The organism is Terriglobus sp., assembly GCF_965201105.1.
Classification (GTDB): domain Bacteria; phylum Acidobacteriota; class Terriglobia; order Terriglobales; family Acidobacteriaceae; genus Terriglobus.
Map to the genome: position 1 here is coordinate 3745162 of NZ_OZ241741.1, position 26842 is coordinate 3772003.

18 protein-coding genes and 1 CRISPR repeat array (1 of these 19 cut by a window edge) are annotated in these 26842 nt (G+C 62.6%); of the genes, 9 read left to right on the top strand and 9 right to left on the bottom strand.

Annotation, left to right across the window (positions count from 1 at the left end):
* Positions 1-248: 248 nt before the first annotated feature.
* The gene (locus ACOFKT_RS16475) at positions 249-719 is read right to left on the bottom strand and encodes a GreA/GreB family elongation factor (protein WP_419805072.1); all 471 of its coding nucleotides are present in this window, start codon (positions 717-719) and stop codon (positions 249-251) included.
* A gap of 763 nt (positions 720-1482) precedes the next feature.
* Positions 1483-1959 (bottom strand): Holliday junction resolvase RuvX, encoded by a 477-nt coding sequence (gene ruvX, locus ACOFKT_RS16480; RefSeq protein WP_419805073.1) that lies wholly within the window; start codon positions 1957-1959, stop codon positions 1483-1485.
* A gap of 366 nt (positions 1960-2325) precedes the next feature.
* Between ruvX and ACOFKT_RS16485 the strand changes: the two genes are divergently transcribed.
* Positions 2326-2766 (top strand): DMT family transporter, encoded by a 441-nt coding sequence (locus tag ACOFKT_RS16485; protein ID WP_419805074.1) that lies wholly within the window; start codon positions 2326-2328, stop codon positions 2764-2766.
* A 72-nt stretch (positions 2767-2838) separates the two neighbouring features.
* Here the strand turns inward: ACOFKT_RS16485 and ACOFKT_RS16490 are convergent, their stop codons facing one another.
* Together ACOFKT_RS16490 and ACOFKT_RS16495 are read right to left on the bottom strand one after the other, a co-directional pair.
* Entirely contained in the window at positions 2839-3771 is a 933-nt protein-coding gene (locus ACOFKT_RS16490) for an SDR family NAD(P)-dependent oxidoreductase (protein WP_419805075.1), read from the bottom strand.
* Positions 3772-3821: 50 nt separating this feature from the next.
* Complete coding sequence (locus ACOFKT_RS16495; protein ID WP_419805076.1) at positions 3822-4388, bottom strand: TetR/AcrR family transcriptional regulator; 567 nt, start codon at positions 4386-4388, stop codon at positions 3822-3824.
* Between the two features lie 448 nt (positions 4389-4836).
* Between ACOFKT_RS16495 and ACOFKT_RS16500 the strand changes: the two genes are divergently transcribed.
* Entirely contained in the window at positions 4837-5253 is a 417-nt protein-coding gene (locus tag ACOFKT_RS16500) for a secondary thiamine-phosphate synthase enzyme YjbQ (protein ID WP_419805077.1), read from the top strand.
* Positions 5254-5516: 263 nt separating this feature from the next.
* Here the strand turns inward: ACOFKT_RS16500 and ACOFKT_RS16505 are convergent, their stop codons facing one another.
* Entirely contained in the window at positions 5517-6803 is a 1287-nt protein-coding gene (locus ACOFKT_RS16505) for a hypothetical protein (protein WP_419805078.1), read from the bottom strand.
* 247 nt (positions 6804-7050) lie between these two features.
* Complete coding sequence (dnaN, locus tag ACOFKT_RS16510) at positions 7051-8265, bottom strand: DNA polymerase III subunit beta (protein ID WP_419805079.1); 1215 nt, start codon at positions 8263-8265, stop codon at positions 7051-7053.
* A gap of 807 nt (positions 8266-9072) precedes the next feature.
* Between dnaN and ACOFKT_RS16515 the strand changes: the two genes are divergently transcribed.
* From ACOFKT_RS16515 to ACOFKT_RS16525, 3 genes are all read left to right on the top strand, one after another.
* Positions 9073-10248, top strand: coding sequence for a sensor histidine kinase (locus tag ACOFKT_RS16515; RefSeq protein ID WP_419805080.1), 1176 nt, complete (start codon positions 9073-9075; stop codon positions 10246-10248).
* A gap of 233 nt (positions 10249-10481) precedes the next feature.
* Positions 10482-11093, top strand: coding sequence for a response regulator transcription factor (locus tag ACOFKT_RS16520; protein ID WP_419805081.1), 612 nt, complete (start codon positions 10482-10484; stop codon positions 11091-11093).
* A gap of 88 nt (positions 11094-11181) precedes the next feature.
* The gene (locus ACOFKT_RS16525) at positions 11182-12285 is read left to right on the top strand and encodes a carboxypeptidase-like regulatory domain-containing protein (RefSeq protein ID WP_419805082.1); all 1104 of its coding nucleotides are present in this window, start codon (positions 11182-11184) and stop codon (positions 12283-12285) included.
* Positions 12286-12369: 84 nt separating this feature from the next.
* Here ACOFKT_RS16525 and ACOFKT_RS16530 read toward each other — a convergent pair whose 3' ends face one another.
* The gene (locus ACOFKT_RS16530; protein ID WP_419805083.1) at positions 12370-15198 is read right to left on the bottom strand and encodes a protease pro-enzyme activation domain-containing protein; all 2829 of its coding nucleotides are present in this window, start codon (positions 15196-15198) and stop codon (positions 12370-12372) included.
* 807 nt (positions 15199-16005) lie between these two features.
* Positions 16006-16914, bottom strand: coding sequence for an acetyl-CoA carboxylase, carboxyltransferase subunit beta (gene accD, locus ACOFKT_RS16535; protein ID WP_419805084.1), 909 nt, complete (start codon positions 16912-16914; stop codon positions 16006-16008).
* 469 nt (positions 16915-17383) lie between these two features.
* Between accD and ACOFKT_RS16540 the strand changes: the two genes are divergently transcribed.
* Positions 17384-20947 (top strand): carboxypeptidase regulatory-like domain-containing protein, encoded by a 3564-nt coding sequence (locus ACOFKT_RS16540; RefSeq protein WP_419805085.1) that lies wholly within the window; start codon positions 17384-17386, stop codon positions 20945-20947.
* A 392-nt stretch (positions 20948-21339) separates the two neighbouring features.
* On the opposite strand, the gene ACOFKT_RS16545 is transcribed toward ACOFKT_RS16540, so the two are convergent.
* A complete protein-coding gene (locus tag ACOFKT_RS16545) occupies positions 21340-22287 on the bottom strand; it encodes a dienelactone hydrolase family protein (RefSeq protein ID WP_419805086.1) in 948 nt (315 codons plus the stop codon).
* A gap of 120 nt (positions 22288-22407) precedes the next feature.
* Between ACOFKT_RS16545 and ACOFKT_RS16550 the strand changes: the two genes are divergently transcribed.
* From ACOFKT_RS16550 to ACOFKT_RS16560, 3 genes are all read left to right on the top strand, one after another.
* Complete coding sequence (locus ACOFKT_RS16550; RefSeq protein WP_419805087.1) at positions 22408-23160, top strand: ArsR/SmtB family transcription factor; 753 nt, start codon at positions 22408-22410, stop codon at positions 23158-23160.
* Between the two features lie 107 nt (positions 23161-23267).
* Positions 23268-23945, top strand: a complete 678-nt coding sequence (locus tag ACOFKT_RS16555; RefSeq protein WP_419805088.1) for a class I SAM-dependent methyltransferase — start codon at positions 23268-23270, stop codon at positions 23943-23945.
* A gap of 62 nt (positions 23946-24007) precedes the next feature.
* The gene (locus ACOFKT_RS16560; protein ID WP_419805089.1) at positions 24008-25000 is read left to right on the top strand and encodes an aldo/keto reductase; all 993 of its coding nucleotides are present in this window, start codon (positions 24008-24010) and stop codon (positions 24998-25000) included.
* 91 nt (positions 25001-25091) lie between these two features.
* Positions 25092-26842: a CRISPR direct-repeat array (repeat unit 33 nt; unit sequence GTTTCAATCCACGCTGCCCGTGAGGGCAGCGAC); it runs 4129 nt beyond the window's last position.

The following is a 26842-nucleotide window of genomic DNA, read 5'->3' on the forward strand; positions in this document are numbered from 1 at the left end:
GATGACCTCAGGGGCTAAAGCCCGATCCTTTAGCTGCTTTTATGGCACAGCTAAAGCTGTGCCCTTCCGAAGCTACGCGTCGGTGTCGTGGATGACTTTGTGGCACAGATGAAGCTGTGCCACTCCGAAGGAAAGCAGATCCCTACGCTTCGCTACGGGATGACAAACCTAGGAAAACCGGATTACTTACGCGGGTAGCCCAGGCCGACGTCCACGAGGGTTTGCATGACCAAGGGAAGCGGTATTCGTTACGCGGCGGCGTCGTGGATGGTGGTGAGTTTGAGGATTTCCATGTCGCGTTTGCCGTTGGGGGTGGTGACGGTGACGGTGTCGCCGACTTCCTTGCCGACCAGGGCGCGGCCGATGGGGGAGGTGGTGCTGATGAGGCCCTTGGTGACGTCGGATTCCTCGCTGGTGACGAGCTTGTAGGTGATGTCTTCGCCCTTGGTTTCGTCGTGGATGACGATGGTGGAGCCGAAGCCGACGCGGTCGTGAGGGATGTTGTCGAGCTTGACGAGGGAGAGCTCACCCATGCGCTTTTTGAGCTGGCCGAGGCGGGCGTTGACGAACTCCTGGCGCTGCTTGGCGGAGTGGTACTCGGCGTTTTCGCTGAGGTCGCCGAGGGCGACGGCGCGTTTGATTTCAGCGGGCAGCTCGGTGGTGAGCTCGTATTCAAGCGTGGTGATTTCTTCCTGCAGCTTTTTGGTGATATCGAGCATGTGGGGGTCCTGGGATGGGATTGGCTGTCTGAGACAGCGTCAGGCGCGAGGGCAAATGGAGCGCGCCCGGCCGGTAGCAGTCGCGGCGGAGCGCGTGCCTGAGCTTCTGATTATACGGGCGTGGGCCCAGAGACAAATTAGTGGGAAGCCCACCTTAGCTTCGCGAAGGTGGGGCACGGTTTGCTCCACCTCCGGGGCATACCGCGGGAAGCGTCGCAGGGCGATACTGCGGGCTGTCCTTCTTTCGTGCTGCAGGCTTGCAGGGAAACGCGGGTGATCAGGTTCTGCCCTGAAAAGCAGAACACCCCAAGGCGCCAACCCTGGGGTGATCTTGTCGAAAGGAGGTACTCGTTATGGCATTGCTTCGAAACGCCACCGCGAGGGGGTCGATCTCGATCCCAGGAACTCTAATCCTGGCCATCGTGATTGCGATCCTCGTAACCGTGGTTCTACTGAAGTTGCTGTAACAACCAGCCTCGGGCGGTGCAGCCGTCCGGGGCTGTTGTGATTGGATGACGTTGTTGGCGGGAAGTCAATGGTTTTGTACGGGATTTCGTACCTCGGCGGCTGAAGCCGCAGTTTTCGCCTGCGTTGGAGCTATCTCGGCGGCTGAAGCCGCTGACCTCAGGGGCTGAAGCCCATTCTTGATCCGAGGTTTTCGGCACAGCTGAAGCTGTGCCCTTCCCAACTATCAGGATGACGGTGATGTCAGGAAGACAGCAATCTCAGGGCGACAGCGAACATAACGATGACAGGAATCGAGTCACAGCGATTTTGAAGGCTCTGAAGGCGGTTCTGAAGCTGCGAGGCGGCGGTGATCGAGGAAGGCCTGCAGGATGAGGACGGCGGCGACCTGGTCGATGATGGATTTGCGGCCGAGTTTTTCGTGGCCGAGGGTGTCGAGCTGGCGGTGGGCTTCGGTGGTGGTCAGGCGCTCGTCCCACAGGTGCAGCGGCAGGTGGAATTCGGCGCGGACGGCCTCGGCGAAGGCTTGCGCCTTTTGCGCCTGGGGGCTGAGGTCGCCGCTCATGTAGAGCGGGTTGCCGGCGACGATTTCGACGATGGAGTGCTTGCGGAGGACGCGGCCGATGGACTTGAGGTCGTGGCGGAGTGAGCTGCGAACGAGCGTGAGCAGGGGCTGCGCCGTCATCGCAAAGGGGGTGCCGAAGGGACCGGAGATGGCGAGGCCGATGCGGCGGTCGCCGATGTCGAGGCCGAGGATGCGTGGTTGCTCCTGCATGGATTGATAAGAGCAGCGAGTGGGCGGGGCGGCAAGTTGGCGGGGCGGCTTCGCAATCGCGTTTGGGAAAATGCAGGTTTCGGTGCAAGCACCAAGTCCGCTGCGCCCCACGTTGGAGCTGTGGGGCTTCGGTCGAAATGGCAAGGTTGTAGGGGCAAGGTGTAGGTCGCTCGGTAGGGTTGGTGCAAAATTCTGCCGGTTGATGGCGGGGCAGGATATTTGCGCTCGCGTTAAAAATGCAGGTTTCTCCACTGCGCACCCACGATGAAGCTATGGGTGCTCCGGTCGAAATGACAATGTGTGAAATGACAAGGTCTAAAGCCGGTGCGGGTTTGACGTGGGAGTGAGTTGGGCCGTCCTACAGGTATGTCCTGGCTTTTTGTATTGTTCGCGGCGGCCGCGGGTGCGTTGAATCCGTTTCAGAATGTGAATGCCGAGCTGAACAAGCATTGGCAGCAGCCGCTGTGGACGGCGGCGTGGGTTTACCTGAGCGGGCTGGCCGGGGTGCTGCTGGTGCAGGCGTTTGTGCGGCAGCCGTTGCCGGGGCATGGGGCCGTGGCTGGGGCGCCGTGGTGGGCGTGGGTCGGCGGATCTGTGTCGATCGTGACCACGATGATCGGCTTGATGTATGCGCAGAAACTGGGATCGGGGATATTTACCGGCATTTCGATTACGGCGTCGGTGCTGGTGAGTATCCTGCTGGACCACATGGGTTGGATTGGGTTCAAGCAGCACCCGGCGTCGCCGATGCGGCTGGCGGGGGCGGGGCTGATGGTGGTTGGAGTCTGGCTGGTGATGAAGTTTTAGTGGGCCGCTTCCATCTTCGTTCCTTCGTTTCATGCGATTTTGCGGGTGAATTCAAAGCAAAGACATGCTGATTTAATTCGGAGTTTGGGCCAGGAAGGATCGCGTCTCGGCTACCACACGGGCGGTGAACGCCGGGTCCTGTACGAGCGCGGAGGGAAGCATCGGCAGACCCCTGTCATCGTAGTAAGTGCCGGTCTGGCCGGAGGCGTTCATGAGTGTTTTCGTGATGACAGCCGCGGCCTGGCTGGGAGTGCTCCAAAACTTCATGACGGGCACCAGCAACGGAAGAACGCGCTTCAACAGGAATCGGACAAAGCCATTGGCTTCGCGTCCAAGAGCCGTGGCTGGATTAAACCCCGGTTCGACGGCATTGAAGTGCAAACGTGGGATCTCGCGGGCAAACTCCAGTGCCGTGGCAAGGGTGCATTGCTTTGAAGTGGCATACGCGTCCGCACCGGGCGTCTTCGCTCCTCCGGGTTCCCACTCACCGTGCGCACTGGCTTCTGCGGAGATGTAGCGTCCACCACGAAACCCCGCCATTTTGGCCGGCTTGCGCTCGGGGTCTTCTACTCCGGACGCCACAAAGACCACATTTGCGCCATCGGGCAGGTGTGGAATCAAAGCCTCAGTGAGGGCAAACGGACCGAGGTGGTTGGTGGCAAAGGTCATGTCCCATCCTTGTGCGCTGCTGGTCGGCTTCGTTTGGTGAATGCCCACATTGTTAACTAGCCCCGCGAGCGGAAGTTGAAGGTCAACAATGCTGTTTGCCGCGCGGCGGACACTTGCGATGTCTGACATGTCGCAAGGAACCGGCACCGCTTGTCCGCCCTTTCGCTCGATCTCTCGTTGCACTTCGTTCAGCTTCTCGATGTCGCGTCCCACCAGGACGACCGTGCCGTGGGCGGCGAGTGCAAGGGCTGTGGACAGGCCGATTCCAGAGGTGGGACCGGTGATGATGTAGGCGTTTCGTCCCGAGGCGTTGGTGGTGAACGCTTGATTCGTCATTGCTGTGCTCCTTGGTGCTTGACTGGTCAGTCATGTAAAAGAAAACTGAATCAGGCCACGGCGCGCCAGAGGGCGTCGAAGCCTTCGTTGGAACGTTTCCTGGCGTGGGCGGGGTCCTGGGCCATTGCGAGGATTGTCGCCTCCGCGATCGAGTTCAGAAGGGCAACGACGAACCCCATTGGAACCTTGCGCATGGAACCGTGAGTCCGAATGTCTTCGAGCAGATCAGCAATGGCCGCCATGGTCCTGTGGCCTGCTGCACGGGTTTCCGGTGTGATCTCGCCGTAAACATCGAGTTGAGCGAGGGCGCGGCGCTTGTCGGGACAGGCCATGGCCCATGCCATCCAACGCTGCCACACCTGAAACAGTTGCTGCCGGGGATCTACACCCGGGCGCAGATCCGTAAGGGCGGCGTTTGCCATGTCTGCCTTTAGTTCCAGATAGAGCTGGTTGAAGAGCTCGGCTTTCGTCTCGAAATAAGTGAAGAGCGATCCGTTTGCGACGCCGGCTTCTTTTGCGATGCCCGCGGTCGGAGCGCTCAAGCCCTGCGTGACGATAACCCGCGTCGCCGCGTCCAGGATTGCTTTTCTTTTCTCGTCGCTTCTGGGCCGAGACATGATTGGACCTTAGCAGAAAACCGTCCAGACAGTCATTTAAATGCTAACTGTATTTGTTTCATCAGGTTTTGTTGCACTCGCGAGAGAATCGGAGGGTGAGTCAAATACCTCGACAACGCCCTTGCCGGAATTCGGCATTTTAAGCGTAAGCAGGCAAAAGTAGTGGCTTGGGCCAGCGCTTTGTGTCGAGTAATGGTTGTGCGTCAGATTCGCAGGGGCATGAGGACGTAGCGGTACTTCTGGTTTTTATTGCCGCCTTCGGGTCGCATCTGGCCGACTCCCTTTGCCGCGATGCGGCTGGTGGGGGGCGTGGCTGATGGTAGCGGGGGTTGGCTGGTGATGAAGTTTGAGCGCGGATAGGCAGGGTTGCGGTGGTGGCCGGTGCGGGCGGGTGAGCCCGCGGCCCCGGTGCCACTCGATACAGGTTGGGTGAGTGCGGAGGGAATGTTTGAGGCAGGCAGCGCACGTGGTTGAGGTGGCGACGCGAGGGCAGGGGCTGTATGAGATGACGGCCTCCGTCGCGCAGTGGGTGAGGCAGCAGGGGATGGAGACCGGTCTGCTGACGGTGTTCTGCCGGCACACTTCTGCGTCGCTGCTGATTCAGGAGAACGCCGACCCGACGGTGCGGGTGGACCTGAAGAACTTCTTCGCCCGCATCGCGCCGGAGCATGGACCCTACCAGCACGATGCGGAGGGGCCTGACGATATGCCGGCCCACCTGAAGACGGCGCTGACGGCGGTGCAGCTATCGATTCCGCTGGTGGGTGGCCGACTGGCGCTGGGAACGTGGCAGGGGATTTATTTGTTCGAGCACCGGGACCGGCCGCACCGGCGAGAGATTGTGCTGCATTTGGTCGGGGAGTGAGATACGCCTGCAGTGACGTGCCTTGTTAGGTGAACAGTGCGGGTCGACTCGAATCGGCAGGAACAAGCGCACTTCTGTTCCCCACAGAGGTACGGTCCGTAGGTATCTTCAGGAACGCTAGGGAGAAAGCCGATTTTCCGCGGGAGATCTGACCCTTGTTCGGGGCCGCGTTGGGTGATCGAGCAGGCCGCGCAGAACAGCGGAGCGTAACCCTGTCCAGGCAGGCAAAGCGGACCTCGACCTGAGGTTTACTCGGCCTGACTCTACTTATAGGTCAATTGCAGGCGGCGGCTGACCAGCGTTGCTGAGGGCCAACTGGGCCAAGCCGTGGCGTCGATATAGAACAGCCATGGGTCCCCATTGCCGGTGGCCGGGTCGGTGCCTTCGCCGACCAGGGTGGGATAGAGGATGGTGTTTGTGCCGTCGGAGATGGCGCCCGATGTGATGGGTCCGGACCAAGAGAGAAGTGTCGGTCCATGCTGGAGGGAAATCGCGTTGTTGCCGGTGGTGTAGGCGATCAGGTACTGCTGGGTGCTCGCGTCGTAGAGCACCGAAGAAAAGCTGCCGGGGGTGGCGATGACCGGAGTGTAGTGGCCCGAGTTGGTGGCCGCGTTGGGATCGCCGCTGGTGGCTGGCTCTGTGAACCCACCGTTGTAGAACTTCCTGAACAGGCCCGGAAAGGCGGCGGTGTTGCCTGCGAACGCGTCAGCAACCACGGTGGCCAAAGGCGCGCGGGCCAGTGCGATGCAGGGCGTCTGGTTGCAGGCGCTGCCCGTCGCCGCGGAAGGATCGCGATCCGAGTAGAAGACGTACAGGTACATGTTGGAAGGATCGGCCGTCGCGAGGTTTGCGATGTGTGCGCCGGTGCCGTCGGCGATCACCAGGGTTCCGCCGCCGATATCGAGATTCTGGTTCGTGCCAAGTATGGCGGAGCGCGTGAGGTAAGGCTGCACGATCTCACCGATCTTGGAGAAGGTGGCACCGCCGTTCTGCGAGAAAGCCATGCCGAGTGAGGCGTAGGTGCAGTGACCGGTGGTACCGCAGGTGCCTCCGTGCGCTTCCCCGTGGTAGATATGCAGGAGGCCTGACGCACCCGTGGCGCTGGTGACGGCGAGAACCGGACCTCCGCCTGCATAGTCCTGGTCGAAGGTGTAGCCGTTCGGGTCGCCGTTGGCGCTGGGCGTGACCTGCGCCGAGCAGGGATAAGGCGCGGTGATGGAGGAGAGCGAACCGCTGAAACGATAGGTGCCCTGCACGGCCGGTGTGCCGGTGCAGGAGGAGGAGCTACGGGCCGCCATGAAGAACGTGTAAATGCCGCCGTTCAGGAGCACGCCGATGGTGCCGTCAGGCGGACCATACTGGAAGTTCAAGGCAGATCGCTGCGCCGCCGTTAGAACGGGGCTCCCGGAAGAGGGCTGGATGGTAAAAACAGTTGGCGGCGGCGGGAGTGTGGGCGCAACTGGATTCGACGGAACTGTCGACGACGTGCCTCCGCAGGAGACCAGCGCAAAACTCAGGCAGAGTGCCGGTACCGCGATCTTTTTGGACATGAAGCCTCCGGCAACGGCCGAAGTTGGCTCGTCCGCTCGCAACACCAAGGTACACGGGCCAGAAAGTGCCCTAATCAACGGACGCGCCGGGGACAAGAAAAGCGATTGCAAGTTCGATTCAACGGTTCCTGACGTGTTTGTTTACCGGAGGTCGATGGCAGATTGCCGGGCCGCGCAGACGGCGAAACGATCAATCGAAAGCGGTGGCTTACGCCACCGCTTTGTGTTTGGTCCCACTGGATGCGGGTCAGATGCGCATGGGCATGAGGATGTAGCGGTATTTCTGGTCTTCGTTGCCGTCTTCGGGGCGCATTTGGCCGGCGGATTGGGAGTCTTTGAATTCGAGGCGGACTTCGGGGGTGTTGCCGACGGCTTTGAGGAAGTCGATGAGGTACTGCGAGTTGAAGCCGACCATGAGCGGGTCGTAGTTGTAGGGGGTCTCGATGATGTCCTCGGACTCGCCGGAGTCGGTGGACTGTGAGGAGATGCGGAGCTCGTTCTGTTCGAGGCGGATCTTGATGGCTCCGGAGCGCTCGTCGGCGAACTGGGCGACGCGCTGCAGGGCGCCCATCAGGTCCTCTGTGCGGACGATGACGAATTTGTTGTTGTCGCGGGGCAGGACGGCTTCGTAGTTGGGGAACTGGCCGGTGAGCTTGCGGCTGGTGAGGACGCGGCCGCCCATGCGGAAGAAGAGGGTGGTGTCGTCGTCGGCGAACTCGAGGAAGTCGGCGGACTCGTCGGCCGCGGTGGTGTTGGCGAGAAGGCTTTGCAGTTCGCCGAGGGCCTTGCGCGGGATGAGGGTCTTCTTTTCGCCGGTGACGCCGGAGAGGGACTCGCCGAGGCGCTCGATGTGGGCCAAGCGGTGACCATCTGTCGCGACCATGGCCATGCTCTCGGGCTTCAGGACGAGAAGGGCGCCGTTGAGGGTGTAGCGCGATTCCTCTGACGAGATGGCGAAGATGGTCTTGGAGACCATGGAGCGCAGGGCGCTGGCGGCAATCTTTGTCGCGGCGGCAGTCGGGAATTCGGGGACCTGGGGAAAGTTGGCGCGTGCCATGCCGACCATCTTGGTGTTGGAGCGGCCGGAGCGGATCTGGACCCAGTGGTTGTCCTGGAGCTTGATGGAAATTTCGCTTTCGGGCAGGAGGCGGATGTAGTCGTAGAGCTTGCGTGCGGGGACGGTGCAGGCGCCGGGTTTCTTGATCTTCGCGGGGCACGAGGTGCGCAGCGACTGGTCGAGGTCGGTGGCGGTGATGGTGAGGCGGTCGTCCGCGGCCTCGAAGAGGAAGTTCGACAGGATGGGGATGGTGGTCTTGCGCTCGACGACGGACTGGGCGGCAGTGAGTTCGCGCAGGAGGTCGGCGCGGGAGACGGTGATGTCGAGAGGGCCGACGGGCGGGAGCGAGGTAGAAGCGGTGCTCATGGTGGTGTCCTCAGCTGGCGGCGTGGCGAAGGTGGACATGGTGCGGATCTCCGGTGGTGCTCGGAAGGCGAGGGTTGCTCGTCCTGTCGAGTTTAGGCAGTGGCTGGTGTGAGCAAGGCTATCACTCTCACCGTGGCGGTTGAAATGCCGCTGTTGAGGTTCATGGTAGCTGCTTCGGGCATGCGGAAAAGCGGGGTCGCTGGTGGAAGATGCGGCTAGTGACTTCTGGGTGTGGTTCGGGCGGGTGAGGCGATGGTTTGCAGCTTTGCGAGGACCGTTTCTAAGAATTGGAACTTCTTAGAGATAGATATCCCGTAGTAGTCACCGTTGTGGGCGAAAAAGTGGAAAGCCGGGGCAAGTTGCTGCTGGGGTGCGGGTTGGGTGTGTGCGCAGATTTCTAAATGCGGTGCAGGCCGTAGAGGAAGGTGTGGGTACATGGGCAGGCGTGGGGGAAAGCGGAACGCGGGATGCACGGTTTCCACAGGGTTTCGCGATCCGCCGCTGGAAGTTGAGTGGCGGTGGCGGGGAAAGTGGGCCGTTGGGGCTGTTGGTGTGGTGTTTTGCGGTGTGGTTGTTGCACAGGTGAGCGGGTGTGGGTGAGTAAAAGGCGGGAGTTCCTCGGTTTCCACATGGTTGGGAGGGTGGTGGAAGAACGGGGTCTGGTGCGGGCTTTTCAAATGCGGGTTTCGGGGCAAGCACGAAGTCCACTACGCCGGACGGTGAAGCTGTGCGTGCTCCGGTCGAAATGACAAGTTGCGGTTAGTACCGTGAGTCATGACAGGTGTCATGCGCGGGAGGTGAATTGAGCGCGGTGCAGGTGATGCGGTTGCGGTGCACAATGGCTGCATGGAGACGGTGGCGTCGGGTCAGGCAGCTGCGGTGACGCGGGGAAACGGGACGGAGTTCTGGAAGAATTCGTCTGGCTCGGCGCGGATGATGCGGTATGTGTCGCTGCTGTACACGGGCTTCTGGATCATTCAGCCGATGTATGAGCACTCGTGGGAGAAGTGGCTGTGGTTTGGTCTGGTGTATGCCGGGTTCCTGAGCCTGTACTTCCTGATCCCGAATACAGAAGGCCGGATGCAGCGCATTCTGCTGGGACAGATGGTGGCGATGGCGTTCGGGTATTACCCGTTCAACCAGAGCGCATGCGGCATGTTTGTGTACCCGGTCGTGATCCTGGCGTTCATGACGACGAGCATGCGGACGTATGTGACGTTTCTGGTGGCGCAGTCGATCGGTGTTGTGTTGGAGGCGTGGCTGTTTCACCTGCAATGGTGGACGGCGCTGATGGCGGTTTTCTTTTCGCTGGTGGTGGGGTTTAGCAACTTCGCGTACACGCGGCAGGCGCGGGCGAGCTACCAGTTGCGGCAGGCGAACGACGAGATTGAGCACCTGGCGCAGGTGGCGGAGCGGGAGCGGATTGCGCGGGACCTGCACGATCTACTGGGGCACACGCTGACGGTGATCGCGATCAAGAGCGAGCTGGCGAACCGGCTCTTGCCGATTGATGCGGGGCGCGCGGCGCAGGAGATGCAGGAGGTGGAGCAGACGGCGCGCCAGGCGCTGGCCGAGGTGCGCGAGGCGGTGAGCGGGTATCGCAGCGAAGGAATAGCGGCGGAGGTGCAGCGGGCTCGGCGGACGCTGGCCGCGGCGGGAGTGCAGCTGACGGTGAGCATGGAGCCGGTACAGCTGGAACCCGCGCAGGCAAATGTGCTGTGCCTGGCGCTACGCGAGGGCGTGACGAACATTGTGCGGCATGCGAAGGCGACGGCGGCGACGCTGCGGGTGGAAGTGGATGGAACCTCGCTGAAGATGCGGCTGGAGGATGATGGCGTGGGTTGCGGCAGCTGCGAGGGCAATGGTCTGCGCGGGATGCGGGAGCGGGTGCGGCAGACGGGCGGGTCGGTGGAGATAGCGAGCGCAAAGCCGCGTGGGACCGCTGTACTGATTGAGTTGAAGGTTAGGTCTGTGACGGCGAACGTGATGGTGGAAGCTTCGCGAGCGAAGGCGTTCGCCTAAAGAGGTTCTCCTCGACGGGTGGGGAAGCGTTCAGGGCGGGAGCAAAATGCAGGTTTCTCCACTGCGCACCTCACGGTGAAGCTGTGAGGTGCTTCGGTCGAAATGACAAAGTTTTGGCAGGACACTCCTGGCTCCGGTCGAGATGACGAGGTTTTTGCAGGGCTGTGCGGGCTTCGGTCGAATGGCAAAAATACGGGTTACGACAGTTTAGGGAGCAGGTCGAGAGTTCTGGCATGAGCAAGATTAAGGTGTTGCTGGCGGAGGATCAGGGGATGGTGCGCGGGGCGCTGGCGGCGCTTTTGGGCATTGAGACGGACATTGAGGTCGTGGGGTCGGTGAGCAATGGGCAGGAGGCGTTCCGGGCGATGGCGAAGGCGCGGCCGGATGTGGTGGTGACCGATATCGAGATGCCGGAGATGACGGGGCTGGAGCTGGCGGCGCGGGTGCGGGAGCTGTACCCGGAGACGCGGGTGGTGATTGTGACCACGTTTGCGAGGCCGGGATATTTGCGGCGGGCGCTGGAGGCGGGGGCGTCGGGGTACCTGTTGAAGGACCGGCCGAGCGCGGAGCTGGCGGACGCGGTGCGACGGGTGCATCGCGGGATGCGTGTGGTCGACCCGGACCTGGCTGCGGAGATCTGGAACGCGGAGCCGGATCCGCTGACGGACCGGGAGCGCGAGATTCTGCGGAGGGCGGGCGAAGGCGAGGCGACGGCGGAGCTGGCGAAGTCGCTGCGGCTGAGCGAGGGAACGGTGCGGAACTACCTGTCGGAGGCGATCAGCAAGCTGGGGGCGGCGAACCGGATCGAGGCGGCGCGGATGGCGCGGGCCAAGGGCTGGCTGTGAGAAGCAGCGGGGCGTTCGTGTTGCGACAGAAGTTATTGGCGGGGTGGAAACTTTCCTCGGCCGGTTCCGTCGGAGAGAGCACGGGGTCATGAGGCGCTTTCTTCAGCAGTGCGGGCCGGTGTGGCGATGTGCTGTGACGGCGGGGCTGTCGGTGACGACGAGCGGACTTTGTAGTGCTGCCCAAGGGCAGGCGCGAGGTCCTGGGCTGTCCGCGCTGCCGGAGGCGCCAGCGGTACAGCAGGCCGCGGGTTCCTGCACGTTGGAGGGCAAGGTGCGCGGCGCGGACGGCGGTATTGTGCCGGGTGCGTCGTTGACGCTGCTGGGCGAGGGCAAGGTTCGCGAGCGCACGGCAACGGCCGACGATGATGGCGATTACCTGATGGACAACGTGCCATGCGGGCAATTCGTGCTGTCGGTGACGATGCCGGGGTTCTCGCCTGCTGCGCTGGGCGGCGAGATGCTGGATGCTGGCGAGGTGTTGCAGAAGGATGTGACGCTGCGGCTGGCGGGAGCCAATGCGTCGGTGAACGTGATTGCGACGCGGATGGAGATCGCGCAGGCACAGGTGGGCTTGCAGGAGCAGCAGCGCCTCTTGAGCGTGTTTCCGAACTTCTTTGTGAGCTACCAGTGGTCGGCGGAGCCGCTGCATGCGCGGCAGAAGTTCGGGCTGGCGCTGCACAATGCGGCCGACCCGGCGAACGTTGGACTGGCGGCGGTGGTGGCGGGTGTTCAGCAGGCGAGCAACAGCCTGCCGGGATACGGCCAGGGCGCGGCGGGGTATGGCCGGCGATTTGGCGCGAACCTGGGCGATGAGGTTACGGGGACGTTTTTGGGAGGGGCAATTTTGCCGTCGATCTTCCGGCAGGACCCTCGCTACTTTTATCGCGGCACGGGCTCGACCAAATCAAGACTTTGGTACGCGGTGAGCCGGGCGTTTGTGACGCGGGGCGATAACGGCAAGACGCAGGTGAATTATTCGGGGCTGCTTGGCGACTTCGGCACGGGCGCGATCAGCAACCTGTACGCCGCGAAAGAGGACCGGGAGGGAGGGAGCCTGACGGTGGAGAACGGGTTGCTGGGCATTGTGGGAGATTGCGTGAACAATACGCTGCAGGAGTTGGTGCTGCGCAGGGTGACGAGCAAGACGAGCGGGCGGCGGGGCAAGGCGACGGATGGGACGGGGGCACCGTAGCGGTGTGTGTTGTCCGGTTGGGAGTGCTGAATGAAAAGGCCCCGGGTTGCGGGGCCTTTATGGTTGGCGCTTTGGAACCCAAAGTTACTGGATGACGAGCGTCACCGCCGTGGAAGTTGCGATGCCGGAGCGCGTGGAGTCCTGCGCCGAGAAGACGAGGTTGTAGGTGCCTTTTGGCGCGGTCGAGGTGGTGCCGCTGCCCGTGGTGCCAGAAGGCAGAGGAGTGGACCCCGAGCCGCAACCGGAGAGACCAGCAGTGCCGGCCACCGCGGCGAGGGCGAGCAGGCCAGTCATCCACCGCTGACGCCTGCGCAGGAATGCAGAGCCGAGCAGGCCGGTAAAGCTGATGGCGAGCAGCGGGAGGTTGTGCTCACTTTGCGGAGACGGTGCGCTGTTGGCCGCGGTGCGTGTGTCTCCAAACACCTTGATGACGTTGCTGCTGGAGCAGTCCGCCGAGCTGTAGGAGTACGTGATGGTCGTGCTGACGGTCGCGTTCGGGCTGGGACTGGCGTCAGCCTGGCCGAGGAAGCAGCCCCGGGCAGGCAGGGACGTACCGGTGGCGGGGTTTACGCCGTAGATGACGATGCCCGTGTAGCCGTTGGTTGACGTGGTGTTCAGGGTCCAGGTGCCGGTGTGAGCGGTGCTGCTGTTGATGGTGACGGTGGAGGGAGTCGCGGCCAGCGTGATTGCGCCCGATTGCGAGTAAACGGTGAAGTTAATGGTCGCCGTTGCCGGGTTATAGTTCGCGTCGCCACTGTATTGCGCGACCAAGGTATGGTTGCCGACGCTGTAGTTGCCGTTGACCAGGAAGATTCCGGTGGCGCTGTAGGAGCCCTGGTTGAGGCCCTGAGCCTGGGGCGTTCCGCCGTCGAGCGTAAAGGTGAGCGTGCCCGTCGGCGATGTTCCAGAGACGCCGGTCAGATTCGCATTCACGTCGATGGTGGTTACGTTCGCACCCACGAGCGAGAGCGTGAGCGCAGTGTTTTTGATAGTTGCCGCGGACAGAGCCGCGACGTTGCTGCTGAAGGCGCCGATGTCGAGCGAGCCGAGGCCGGTGGCGAGGTCGTAGCCGGCGGTGGCGTTGTAGCCTTCTGAACCGTTGACGCAGCCGAGGGTGCCGGCGACGCAGGGGTCGATGTTGTTGCCGGTGGTGACGTCGTGGAAGAGTGCGGGGCTGGTGCTGAACAGGCTGTAGAGCAGCGGATTGATGTTGCCGAGGCTGGTTTTGTTGTTGGCGTTGAGCACCATGGCGAGCGCGCCGGCAAAGGCGGGCGTGGGCAGCGATGTTCCGGAGACCTTGCCGATACCGAAGGCGGTCGCGGTGCACTGGGCGGTGGAGGTGCCATTGACGTAGCTGGTATCGCTGGTGCAGATGAGATAGGCGTCGTGGCCGGCGGCGCTGAAGCTGATGTCGGGGATGTCGCGCGCGTTGTCGGCGGGAACACCGGTGCCGGCCTGCCAGTTTGGCTTGGCGAAAACGTGACTGGGGCCGCCGCCACTGGCGGACAAGGGGCTGGTGGAGTTCTCGTTCCAGACGGTTTCAGGAATGTAGCCGATGGCGGAGCCGTACTGGGCGTTGTTGGTGCTGCTCCAGTAGGAGGCGGCGTTGGCTGTGTCGTTGAAGGACGTGCCGCCGATGGCGGTGACGTAGGCGGAGCTTGCCGGATAGCTGGTCTGCAGGCCGTCGTAGGCGGTGGTCACGCCGGGATCTTCGCAGCCGGCGGCGCCGGTATCGCCGGAGGCGACGACGATGGTCTGACCCTGAGCGTTGGCCTGGCGGAAGTAGTTTTCCTGCCCCTGGAGGGCAGAGGAGGTGTTCTCAATTTCGCAGCCGCCATAGCTGTAGGTGAGGATGGGCGCGAGGTTGTTCACGATGGCGTAGTTCAGGGCATCGGCCACGGAGGCGCCCTGGCCGTTGTTGAAGGTAGTGGAGTTACCGACGTAGACGAAGAGGATGGAGGCACCGGGGGCGACGCCGCCGGCGTACTCCAGATCGGCTTCGGACTCGGTTTCGTCGCCCTGGTAGGCGGTGGACGCGCCGGTGCCGGGTACGAGCACGACGGTGGGCGCCTTGGGTGTTTGGCCGGTGAGTTGCTGGAAATAGGTGAGCTGGTTCAGGTCAACGGCGGACTGGCCGAGGACGGCAATCTTGATGCCGGCGCCGGTGTTGCCGGAGTTGAACAGGCCGTTGGCGTTGTAGATCTGGCGGAAGTCGAAGGGCGCGATGTAATGGCTGCCGCTGGCGGAGGTGGATTGCGGCCGCTGGCCGGCGAGGGTGCCGGACAGAGTGCCGGACGTGGGCACCCGGCGCAGGGCCGGGCGCTGGCGGAAGCTGGACAGGCCGGTGATGGAACCGACGACGGTTTGCAGGGCGGCCGGAATCTGGGGCGCGGTGCTGTTTTCGAAAAAGGTCTGGTCGCCGCGGTGAAAGGTGTCGAGCTCGGTGTGAAAGGCGGTCTCGACTGTGGAGGAAGTACCGCTGAAGGTGATGCGGTTGCGGCTGGGAGCAACCTGATCCACCTGGAAACCCTGGCCCGTGAGCCAGTTCTGCAGGACCTGGAGATCGCTGTCGGAGACGCCGAACTGTGCGCCGAACTCAGTGGGGGTGAGCCACTGGTGGTAGCGGGGCGAGGCCGGGTTCTGCTGGTCGGCGAGCAACTGGTCGAGCGCGGCGGACTGGGCGGCCGAGGGCGAAAGCACCAGCGACATGGACTCGATGCGGGTTTCGCCGTTCAAGTGACCGAGCCTGGTGCTGGTCCGGACGCGAGGTGAGACGCTTTGCTCGATGGCCTGTGGCGCGGTCTGGGCGGCGTTGCGGCTGAGCCGGTTGGGAAGCGCGGCGGCGTGGAGCATGGGGCCGGCGGCGCAGCTGGCCAGCAGAAAGGCGGAGGCACTACGGCGGAACGTGTTCATAAGGTGTCGCTGTCCTGAAACGTAAGAGATGCAGAGCTGCCGGGGACCGTACGCGGGGTTAGACCCGTGTGTACCCGTTTGGTTGCGCCGGTGGACGGGGCTGTGGGTGGTGCAAAAGTTGTAAGGGCGAACGTGAAGCCGTGCGGGAAAAGCTTACGCCGAATGGACGGAGGTGGGTGGGCGTGGGCCTACAGGTAGCTTCAGGTGGCGTTCCGGAATGGGAATGGGTGGGCTCGGAAGTAAAGACCTGCGGAGATCGGCTCGCTCAAGGCCACGCCATGCGGCTGTGAATTAGGTCGAAGCACGTATGGCCGACTCTCCGACGAGCCGCCTATGAGGTTGAAAACGGGGAACTTCGAACCTTATCCCCATAGGGCAGAGTACATAGAAAGTCTCATGCGGGATGAGCCTACGCCGTGTGATGATGGACTTGCCTCGATACGAGCTCGACGCTCAGGGCCGCCACCGTGAGGACAAATTTCGCCCTGAAAAGCGAAACACTCCGGGGTAGCAGCCCCGGAGTGATCTCGTATGAGAGGTGGTGATGTGGAGTGCAACCCTTTCGGGTTCGCTACCGCAGATTCGTGATGCAGGTACCAGGAGAAGCGATTCTCTTTCTGCTCGCGAAGATGGCAATTCTGCTGGCATTATTGCAGTAGAATTGCCTGTCATCTAACACCCCTTCGCCGTTCGAGCGGCGGAGGGGTTTATGTTGCCTGAGAGGCAACATTTCATCTGAAGACTGACATGCCTATAGCAGCATGTCAACGGTTCGATGCACGATTCCGTTGTGGTGGAGCGTCGGGGCTAAAGCCTCTTTGTCGGTGGGGTTTGTTCAGGGGCCTGAAGGCCCCTGCTTCCTGCGGGGGTGCTGAGCCAGGTGAAGGCCTGGATGAGCCAGGGTTTGAGGTCGCGGCGGGGGACGACGGCATCGAGGAAGCCGTGGTCGAGCAGGAACTCGGAGCGCTGGAAGCCTTCAGGGAGCTTTTGGCGGATGGTCTGCTCGATGACGCGGGGGCCGGCGAAGCCGATGAGGGCTCCGGGTTCGGCGATGTTGAGGTCGCCGAGCATGGCAAAGGATGCGGTGACGCCGCCGGTGGTGGGGTCGGTCATGAGGCTGATGTAGGGAACGCGGGCGTCGGCGAGGCGGCCGAGTGCGGCGGACACCTTGGCGAGCTGCATGAGGGAGACGATGCCCTCCATCATGCGGGCACCGCCGGAGGCGGAGATGATGAGGAGCGGATGGCGCGACTCGCGGGCGCGGTCGACGGCGCGGGCGATGGTTTCGCCCACCACGGCGCCCATGGACCCGCCGATGAAGCCGTACTCCATGGCGGAGATGACGATGTCGTGCTCGCCGAGCTTGCCGGTGGCGTTGACGATGGCGTCGTTGAGGCCGGTTTTCTTCTGGGCTTCGGCGAGGCGGCGCTTGTAGGGCTTCAGGTCAGAGAAGTCGAGCGGGTCGGTGGAGCGGAGTTCGAGGTCGACCAGTTGGTAGCCGGGCTCGAGCAGGGCGGCGATGCGGGTGCGGGCGTCGAGCTTGAAGTGATGGCCGCAGTCGGGGCAGGTTTGCTGCGTTTCTTCCAACTGGGCGCGAAAGATGGCCTTGCCGCAGCTGGGGCACTTGATCCAAAGGCCCTCGGTGCGAACAGAACGCTCGTCGGGCGAGTGGGAATCAGGCGCGATGGGGCTGTCTTGCCGCTTGAACCAGCTCATAGGGGGCTGGGGTTAGTGTACGTCAGGGGTCAGGGGTCAGGGGTCAGGGTTTCGTGGTTCGTGGTTCGTGGTTCGTGGTTCGTGGTTCTGCAGGGGTTGCGGCGTTTGAGCGTGGTCGGTTCCGGAGATCGAGATTGATACGGGGGCGGCGCATTTTGGCGCTTCTCAGGCCGCAAGCGGTCATGACATTTGTGTTGCGTGTCGGTTATAACCAGCCCGTCCCCATGAAGCGTCTTTTGCGCAGCCCCTGTGTGCAACTGATTCGATGCTTCCTGGTGCCAGGAACGTGAGCTTTGACTGGATTGACTCTTCTTTGTGCTCGAACGGGTGTCCGCCGCGATGATCCTGCGCGCGTTCACGCGGCGGCCCGCACCTGTTCCTGTCGGGGCGAAGAAGAGCGCAACAAAGGCACTCACCTTCAAGCAACAAACCAGACAACGAACGTGCAACACCTTTTGGAGGTCTACCGATGCGCCATGCCCTATGGATGATTCCACTCAGCGCGGCAGCACTTGTGCTGCCCGCACATGCCCAGGAGTACCGCGGCACCCTTTCGGGCACCGTGACGGATCCGTCGGGCGCCGCTGTTCCCAATGCCGCTGTTACGGCAAAAAGCGGGGAACAGACGTACCAGGCGAAGACGGACGGCTCAGGCCGATTCGTAATTCCCTATGCGCAGCCGAACACCTATATGGTGTCGGTGACGGCAGATGGGTTTGCGACGTCGCAGTTCCCCAACCTGGTGCTGCAGGTGTCGGGCACCATCGATCTGCCGGTAAAGCTGAAGGTGAGCTCAAACACCAATGAAGTGACGGTGACGACGGACGAGTTCAACCTGGCGACGACGGACGCGTCCGGTGGCACGGTGATCGACCCGGAAAAGGTAGAGAACCTGCCGCTGAACGGGCGTCAGGTGTACCAGCTGCTGCAGTTGACGCCGGGTGTGGTGTTTACGCAGACGCAGTTCGGCGCGGGCGGCTTTTCCGGCAATCGTGGATGGGACGTGAACAACGCGTACTCGATCAATGGGCAGCCTGGCACGACGAACCAGTGGTTGCTGAACGGTGGGCCGATCTCGATTCAAAGCGGCGGCCCCTCCGGCACGTGGACCATCTCGCCGTCGGTGGATGCGGTGCAGGAGATCAAGGTGATGACCACCACGTTTGACGCGCAGTATGGGCGCGCCGGCGGCGGCATCATCAACACGATCATCAAGAACGGAACGTCTCACGTGCACGGCTCGGTTTACGACTTCTGGGCCAACTCGATCCTGGAGGCAAATACTTACCAGTCGAACCAGGTGTCGGCGGCGAAGTCGTTTCACAACCGGCACCAGTTTGGTGGCTCGGTCGGCGGGCCGCTGTGGAAGGGAAAGAAGGCGTTCGGTTTCTTCAGCTATGAGGGCTGGCGCGAGGTGCTGCCGGCGCCAGTGGTGACCCAGGTGCCGACGGCGGACATGCTGCCGAACGGAAACGCGGGTGGCGGCGTGAACCTGACGAATTACCTGGCCGCAGTCGGCAAGACAAACGGCATTTACGACCCCACGACGAACTTCTGCCTGACACCGAGTGGGACGGGCTGCGCGAAGTACGGCCGCCTGCCCTTCGCGAACAACACGATTCCGGCAAGCCGTATCAGCCCAATCGGCATAAAGATTCTGCAGTTGTTTCCCGCGCCGAACCGGCCCGGCTACTTGTCGAATTACGTGTTCAACGGCAAGGACCGGTACAGGTACAACATGCCGATCGGGCGTTTCGATTACAACTTCAGCGACCGCACGAAGTTTTATGCATTGGTGGCGTTCTGGAGCGGCCAGGAATATCGCAATGGCAACGGGTTTACCGGGCCGGCGATTCGCGGCAACATCAACAATCATCGTTCCGACTGGACGGGCGTCCTGGACATGACGCACGTGATCACAAACTCGATCGTGGGCGACGTGCGTTTCTCGTACAACCGGTACAGCAACCCGTCGCCGGATGGAGCGTTGTCGGCGGGGCTCGCGAGCCTGTCCCCGGGCGATCTTGGGCTGACGATGCCGGGCATCCCGACGACCACCCAGTCGCTGGCACCGCAATTCGATATCAACGACGGGTACAGCAGCGTGGTGGGCAACACCGCGGGCACGACCATCTTTGAAACGTATGACCTGGGACCGTCGATCACGCACACGATCGGGCGTCACTCGCTGCACTACGGCGGCGAGGTGTCGCTGTATCACGACGTAACCGGTGGCGTGGGCCAGCCGAATGGAGATTTCGGTTTTAGCACGGGATTCACGCAGCGGGACTACACCACGGGCAACAAGGATGGATCCAGCATCGCCGGCGTGCTGCTCGGCTTGCCGTCGAGCGGCAGCGTGCAGTGGCGGACCTCGCCGTATGAGAGCTACAACTACTGGGGCGTCTTTCTCCAGGACAACTGGAAGGTGAACAGCAAGCTGGCAATCAATGCCGGCATCCGCTATGACGAGGAGCGTTCGCCGAAGGAGCGGCACAACCGGCTGCTGGCGGGCGTCGATCTGAACGTGGTGAACCCGCTGACGAACCAGATCACATACCCGGCGGGCGGCAAACTGCCAAACGGCGCGAGCATTGCCAACCCGATCCGGGGCGGGGTGCGGTTTGCGTCGGACAGCACACCGGCGTACCTGAACAACACGGGGTTCTGGCAGCCAAAGCTGGGTTTTTCGTTCGCGCCCAACAACGCGATCGTCTTTCACGGCGGCTATACGCTTAGCAAGGCGTTCGGCATCGAGTTGGGCGGCGCTTCACCGTTCAGCATCTCAACGCCGTACAACTCCAGCAGCGACAATGGGTTGACGCCGAATACCCTGTTCCGCGACGGCAACCCGTTCCCGAACGGGGCGCAGGCGCCGCAGGGGTCGAGCTTCGGAGCGTTGGCCCTGACCGGCAACGGATTGAGCGTGGACGCGCAGGACCGCAAGATCCCGATCGTGAATCAGTGGACGTTTGGCACGCAGACGCAGTTGCCGCTGCATATCGTCTTCAACCTGGACTATTTCGGCGCGCACACTTATCATCTGCGGGCGTCGAAGGATCTGAACGGCCTGAGCCCTGCGGATTTTGCCCGCGGCTTTGCCAACAACTCCTACCTGGATCAGCAGGTCGCCAACCCGTTCTACGGCGTGCTGCCGAGCACGACCTTTCTGGGGCAGAACCGCACGGTCGCGGCGCGCTACCTGATGGTGCCGTACCCGCAATACGCCGGCAGCCTGTACTTCTATACCAACGCGCAGGGCTACAGCAATTACCACTCGCTGCAGACCAAGGCGGAAAAGCGGCTGAGCGGCGAGGGATCGCACCTGGGCGGTTTGAGCCTGCTGGCTTCGTTCACGTTTTCCAAGCTAATGTCCGCCACGGGCTTTCTGAACAATAGCGGCGCCGGCCTGGTCGACCCCCTGCCGTACTACACGGTAGACGGCCAGGACCGGCCGTGGAACGTGTCGTTCAGCGGTTTGTACACCTTGCCGTTCGGCCGCGGCAAGGCGTTTTTCCCGAACAGCCCCCGTCTGGTAGATGAGGCAATTGGGGGATGGCGGTTCAACTGGGTCGTGCGGGACTACGCCGGGTTGCCGGTCGCGTTCCCGAACGGCGTGAACTACAACTGCGGTGGCACTTTCAACGTCCGGCCCACACAGAAGAGCTACACGAGCTACCTGAACAACTCCAACCCAGGCTGCTTCACGAACTTTAGCGAGTACACCACGGTAACCCAGGGATACCGGACCACCGCTGTGCGCACACCCACCTCGCCGCAGGAAGACTTCGGCCTGGAGAAGTCATTCGCTATCACGGAAGCTGTGCGATTCAAGTTCAAGGTGGAAGCATTCAACGCGTTGAACACGCCGGTTTTCGGCGGACCGAACACAGGCAGCATCAATCAGGCGATCACCCCGACAGGCAAGGGCCTGCCGGGCGCACCCGGATCGTTCCAGGGGTATGGCACGATCGGGTCCACACAGCAGAACTTTCCGAGACAAATGCAGTTTTCGGGAAGAATTTCGTTCTAGATCCGGTAAACGCGGAAGGCCGGTGAACGAGAGAAAGGGGCACAGCGATGGCTGTGTCCCTTTCGTTGTATGCGGCCAGGAGGGAAGGCGTGTGAGAGGACGATTGCGCCTCCTGCAGGAGTGCGAATCCTCCGGTGGCGCATTTCACTGCAGGATGTGGGCCGTGACTCGAAGAAGAAGCGGCCTGCAGCTCTCGGTGACAATGTCAGAACGTATTGTTCTGGCCATCATAGGGTTGTTGCTTGTCGTACTTCGGTACGTCCTGAAGCTGTAAGGCATCGTTCCGATGCCTTTGCATCTTCAGGACCCCGGAGCGTTTCCACGACGTTCCGGGTTCTTCTGTATTGATGCGTGCGGGTGGGGACCTGTCAACGGGTTTGTGGGCGATGGGATTACATGCCGGCCGCATCGTGACATTGCGCTGCGGGCGGCCTGGATGAGGCATAAACGGGCTTACCGGTGCGTTTCGGGCCGTTCAGAAGCAGTTGGCCGTGCGAGGTGGTGTGGGCGCGGCTATGTTCGTGGGCGCGGAGTTGGAGCAGGAGGCGGGCAAAGGCCTGGGAGAAGGCCTGCTGGTCGGCGGGTTTGGCGTCGGGCGCCTGGCCGGCGCGCATGAAGCCGTGGCCGGCGTTGGGGTAGGTGACGGGCTCGTAGAACTTGTGGGCGGCCTTCATGTCGGTGATGGTTTGCGGAATGGTGGCGCCGATGCGGTTGTCGTTGCCGCCGTAGAAGCCATAGACGGGCGTGTTGATGGCGACCATGTCGAGCGCGGGCGGTGGCGGGCCGTAGAAGACGAAGGCGGCGCTGAGGTCGTGGCGGTGGGTGGCGAAGCTGAAGCTTTTGCCGCCGCCCCAGCAGAAGCCGGCGACGAAGAGCTTGCCGTTGGCGGAGGGCAGCGACTTGCCGTAGTCGGAGACGGCGTCGAGGTCGGTGAGGACCTGTGCGGGGTCGAGCTTCATGATGGCCTGGACGACGTTGTCCTGGCCGCCCATGCTGTCGGTGCCGCCGCCATCGGTCCCCTCTCCGCTGAGCAGGTCGGGGACGACGACGATGAAGCCTTCGGCGGCGAGTTCGTCGGCCTGCAGCTTCATCCAGTTGGAGAGGCCGAAGATCTCGTGGATGAGGAGGACGACGGGTGCCTTGTCCTTTGTCTCGGGATAGATGACGAGGGTGTTGAGGGTGCGCGCGCCGGACTTGATGGGAACGTACTCGCGGTGTCGGGTGCTCTGCTCGAGCTTGGCTTTGGCCCAGTCGCCCGAGGAGTCGTGCGGCATTTGGGCGCGAGCGAACGGGGTCAGGGCAAGGGTTGCGAGCAGCAGGACGAGTGCACGGCGGGTCATGGAGCGGAGTGTACAGGAGCGGGCGGGGGAGGGGGCGGAGGCAGCGAGTGAGCGGGGATCCAGGAGGCGAACTGAGGCAATACACTTGCACAAATGCGCAAGTGTTGATACGTTCAAGGTGTGACGGATTCGTACAAGCCGGGCTGCACCGCTGACGATCACGCGGACCGGGCGGCGCTGCAGGTTTCCGGCGCGACGCTGGAGCGGTGTTCTCGCATCTTTCGCGCGCTTGGCGACGGCGCACGCATGCGGCTGGTGGCGCGGCTGATGCAAGGCTCGACGTGCGTGAGCGAACTGGCCGAGCTGGAAGGCGAAACGGTCGCCACCATCTCGCAGCGGCTGCGCGTGCTTCGTGCCGACAACGTGGTTGTGCGGCGGCGGCAGGGCAAGCACCTGCTGTACTCGCTGGCCGACCAGCACATGCACGAACTGATTTCCAACGGACTTGCGCACGCTTCGGAGCACCACGGCGCGCCGCTTGCTTCCTCTTTTCTTCCCAACGACATACAAGGACAGGACACGACCATGGAACACATGATTCACGAGAACCACCCGCACCAGCACGGCAACGACTGCGGTCACACGGCGGTAGAGCACAACGGCCACACCGATTACCTGCACAACGGCCACCTGCACCATCCGCACGATGGCCATGTGGACGAGCACACGTTGGAAGTGAGTTCGAAGAACCCGGCCGACTGCACCAACGGTCACCCGTGCGACGGCCATGATGCAGCGCACACGCATGGTCCGGAGTGCGGCCACGAGGCAGTTCCGCACGGCGACCACGTGGATTACCTGGTGAAGGGTCACCTGCACCACCAGCACAACGGCCACTGCGACAACCATGGGCCTGTGGCGATGGTGAACTAGGTTCACAGCACGAGTTACACAGAAGGTTACGAAAAGGCCGCGCCGGGTGCGCGGCCTTTCCGCGTTGCGGGCAGACGTGTCTGCGCAGGAATGCGTCCAACCACGACATGACTGTTCGTGCTTTCGCCACCCGTCTTGCTGTTTGCGCCATGCTGAGCGGCGCTGCGCTGTTGCCCACACCGGGGCAGACCAACGCGGTGCAGGTGCCGCCGCAGCATCCGACGAGCGCGCCGTATGCGGGATCGACGGATATTTTTGAGTATCCGGACCGGGACAAGAAGCTGCAGATCGACCGGGTGATGGATATTCTGCGGATCACGCCGGGCAAGGCGGTAGCGGACCTGGGCGCGGGGGGTGGATGGTTTACGGTGCGCGCGGCGCGGCGGGTGGAACCGGGCGGCGTGGTGTATGCGGAGGACATCAATCCGCAGTTTGTGAAGGCGATCGGGCAGCGGGCGCAGCGAGAACAGTTGCGGGACGTGAAGCCGGTGCTGGGGACGACCGAGGATCCAAGGCTGCCGGCCGAATCCGTGGATGCGGTGCTGATGCTGAAGGTGTACCACGAGGTTGCGGACACGAAGGCATTCCTTCGCAACCTGAAGCCGGCGCTGAAGCCGGGGGCGCGGGTGGGGATTATCGACCGCAACGGCAATGGCGCGGACCATGGTTTGAAGCAGTCGATTGTGGAAGAGGAGATGCGCGCGGCGGGGTTCCGCGAGGTGGAGCACTACGACTTCACCAAGGCGGATGGGCAGGATTACTTTCTGGTGTTTGTGGCGCGGTAGGCATTTGCGGACGCTGCGGCTGGCGGCATTCAACGAGACGACGGAGACAGGACGGCACAGCGATGCAGATGCGCAGGTTGGGTAAGGATCTGGACGTTTCGGCGCTTGGGCTCGGATGCATGAGCATGACGTCGGCGTATGGTCCTGCCGCGGACAAGGGCGAGATGATTCAGCTGATGCGGGAGGCCTATGAGGAGGGCGTCACGTTCTTCGATACCGCGGAGGCGTATGGGCCGTTCACGAATGAGGAGCTGGTTGGAGAGGCGTTGCAGCCGGTTCGCGAGGGGGTGGTGATTGCGACCAAGTTTGGATTCGACATCGACCTGGAGACGGGCAAGCGCGGCGCGGGAACGAACAGCCGGCCCGCGCACATCAAGGCGGTTGCGGATGCCTGTTTGAAGCGGCTGCGGACCGATCACATCGATTTGTTTTACCAGCACCGGGTCGATCCGGATGTGCCGATCGAGGAGGTAGCGGGCGCGGTGAAGGAGCTGATTGCCGAGGGCAAGGTGAGGCACTTTGGCCTTTCGGAGGCGGGAGTGGACACGGTCCGCAGGGCGCACGCCGTGCAGCCGGTGACTGCGCTGCAGAGCGAGTATTCGCTGTTCTGGCGAGGTCCGGAGAAGGAGTTGCTGCCGGTGCTTGAGGAGCTTGGTATCGGGTTTGTGCCGTTCAGTCCGCTGGGTGCCGGTTTTCTGACAGGGCAGATCGACGAGAACACGAAATTCGATGACAGTGACTTCCGCAATCATGTGCCACGGTTTTCGCCCGAGGCGCGGAAGGCAAACATGGCTCTGGTGCATGCGGTGCGGGCGGCGGCAGAGCGGAAGGGCGTGACGCCAGCCCAGATTGCCCTGGCGTGGCTGTTGGCGCAAAAGCCGTGGATCGTTCCGATTCCTGGCACCACGAAGCCCGGCCGTTTGGCAGAAAACCGTGGGGCTGTGGACTTCGAGCTGACAGAAGACGATCTAAAGCAGATCGAAGACGCTACCTCCAAGCTGTCGCTTGAGGGGGCTCGCCTGCCTGAAGCCATGCTGAAGATGACAGGGCGCTGAAACGGTCTGTGGCAGAGCCGGTCTTTGCGCATGTGGTTGTCAGAGGGTGAGCGCGACGCACGGAATGGGCGGGGCACTTAGGCTCGTAAGAACTTCAATCCACGCTGCCCGTGAGGGCAGCGACCCACGCCCACGGTGATCTACGGGGATGGGTCGGGGTTTCAATCCACGCTGCCCGTGAGGGCAGCGACGTGCCCACCGTCGCAGAGATGCAGAGAGTCGGTGAAGTTTCAATCCACGCTGCCCGTGAGGGCAGCGACGATGCAGGCCATGAATCAGGTGTCGCGGTCGAGCTGGTTTCAATCCACGCTGCCCGTGAGGGCAGCGACTTCCAGCGGCGAGCACAGCCGTTCGCCGACCAGGTTTCAATCCACGCTGCTCCAGGTGATTACTGCATTGCCGGTATTTGGTTTCAATCCACGCTGTCCGTGAGGGCAGCGACGCTTCGCCCGCCAAGCACCTCGTCTGCTCCGCGTCGTTTCAATCCACGCTGCCCGTGAGGGCAGCGACAATCAACTTCGCCACATTCCTCAAACTCCGCCCGAGTTTCAATCCACGCTGCCCGTGAGGGCAGCGACCCGCCGCAGTGATCGCCAGCGACAGATCCGAATAGGTTTCAATCCACGCTGCCCGTGAGGGCAGCGACAAAGCGCATGGCCGATGCCGTCACTGAAACTGTGGTTTCAATCCACGCTGCCCGTGAGGGCAGCGACCTGGTACCACTCCGGTCAGGTGCTTGAACTTCAGTGGTTTCAATCCACGCTGCCCGTGAGGGCAGCGACGTGCGCTCCGGTCAGCAACGGTAACTGGTCCATGTTTCAATCCACGCTGCCCGTGAGGGCAGCGACGTATCCGCCACGTTGCTGGCTGCGTTCGGACTGAGCGTTTCAATCCACGCTGCCCGTGAGGGCAGCGACGTACTCTCCGGCTCCAGCTACATGGCGCTGCAGGCACAGTTTCAATCCACGCTGCCCGTGAGGGCAGCGACGCAGAACCTCGGCACGCTGGCGCACACCGGTACGGGTTTCAATCCACGCTGCCCGTGAGGGCAGCGACGATCGAGCATCGCGCTAAAGGTGAACGGCACGCCGTTTCAATCCACGCTGCCCGTGAGGGCAGCGACACGCCCGCGACTCCCGCGAGTGTAAGCACTGCGCAGTTTCAATCCACGCTGCCCGTGAGGGCAGCGACGCAATGCCGCTGTATGTTGCCACTTGACCAAAAGGTTTCAATCCACGCTGCCCGTGAGGGCAGCGACAGCGAGGACACGCCCGTGAGCGGATCGATATAGCTGTCGTTTCAATCCACGCTGCCCGTGAGGGCAGCGACAGCGGAGGCGCAGATCGCCGAAGAAGCCTGAGTGTTTCAATCCACGCTGCCCGTGAGGGCAGCGACTGCACGTCAGCGGACGATCCGGCTCCACGTTCAGGTTTCAATCCACGCTGCCCGTGAGGGCAGCGACCACGCGGCTGCTCACGGAACTGCTGCAACAGGCGGCGTTTCAATCCACGCTGCCCGTGAGGGCAGCGACGAAATCTGCGATGGCGGGTACGACAAGGACAACTGGTTTCAATCCACGCTGCCCGTGAGGGCAGCGACAAACCACGATCGCCGATCTGGATCTGCAGTCGGCGTTTCAATCCACGCTGCCCGTGAGGGCAGCGACCCAGGCGCATCCAGAAGCGCAGGACGTTGCGGTTGTTTCAATCCACGCTGCCCGTGAGGGCAGCGACGCCCAACTCTGCTGCAGGCCGTCCTGCGACCGCGTGTTTCAATCCACGCTGCCCGTGAGGGCAGCGACGCGCCACCACTGCTGCAGAGTCTGCGGTGCTATAGTTTCAA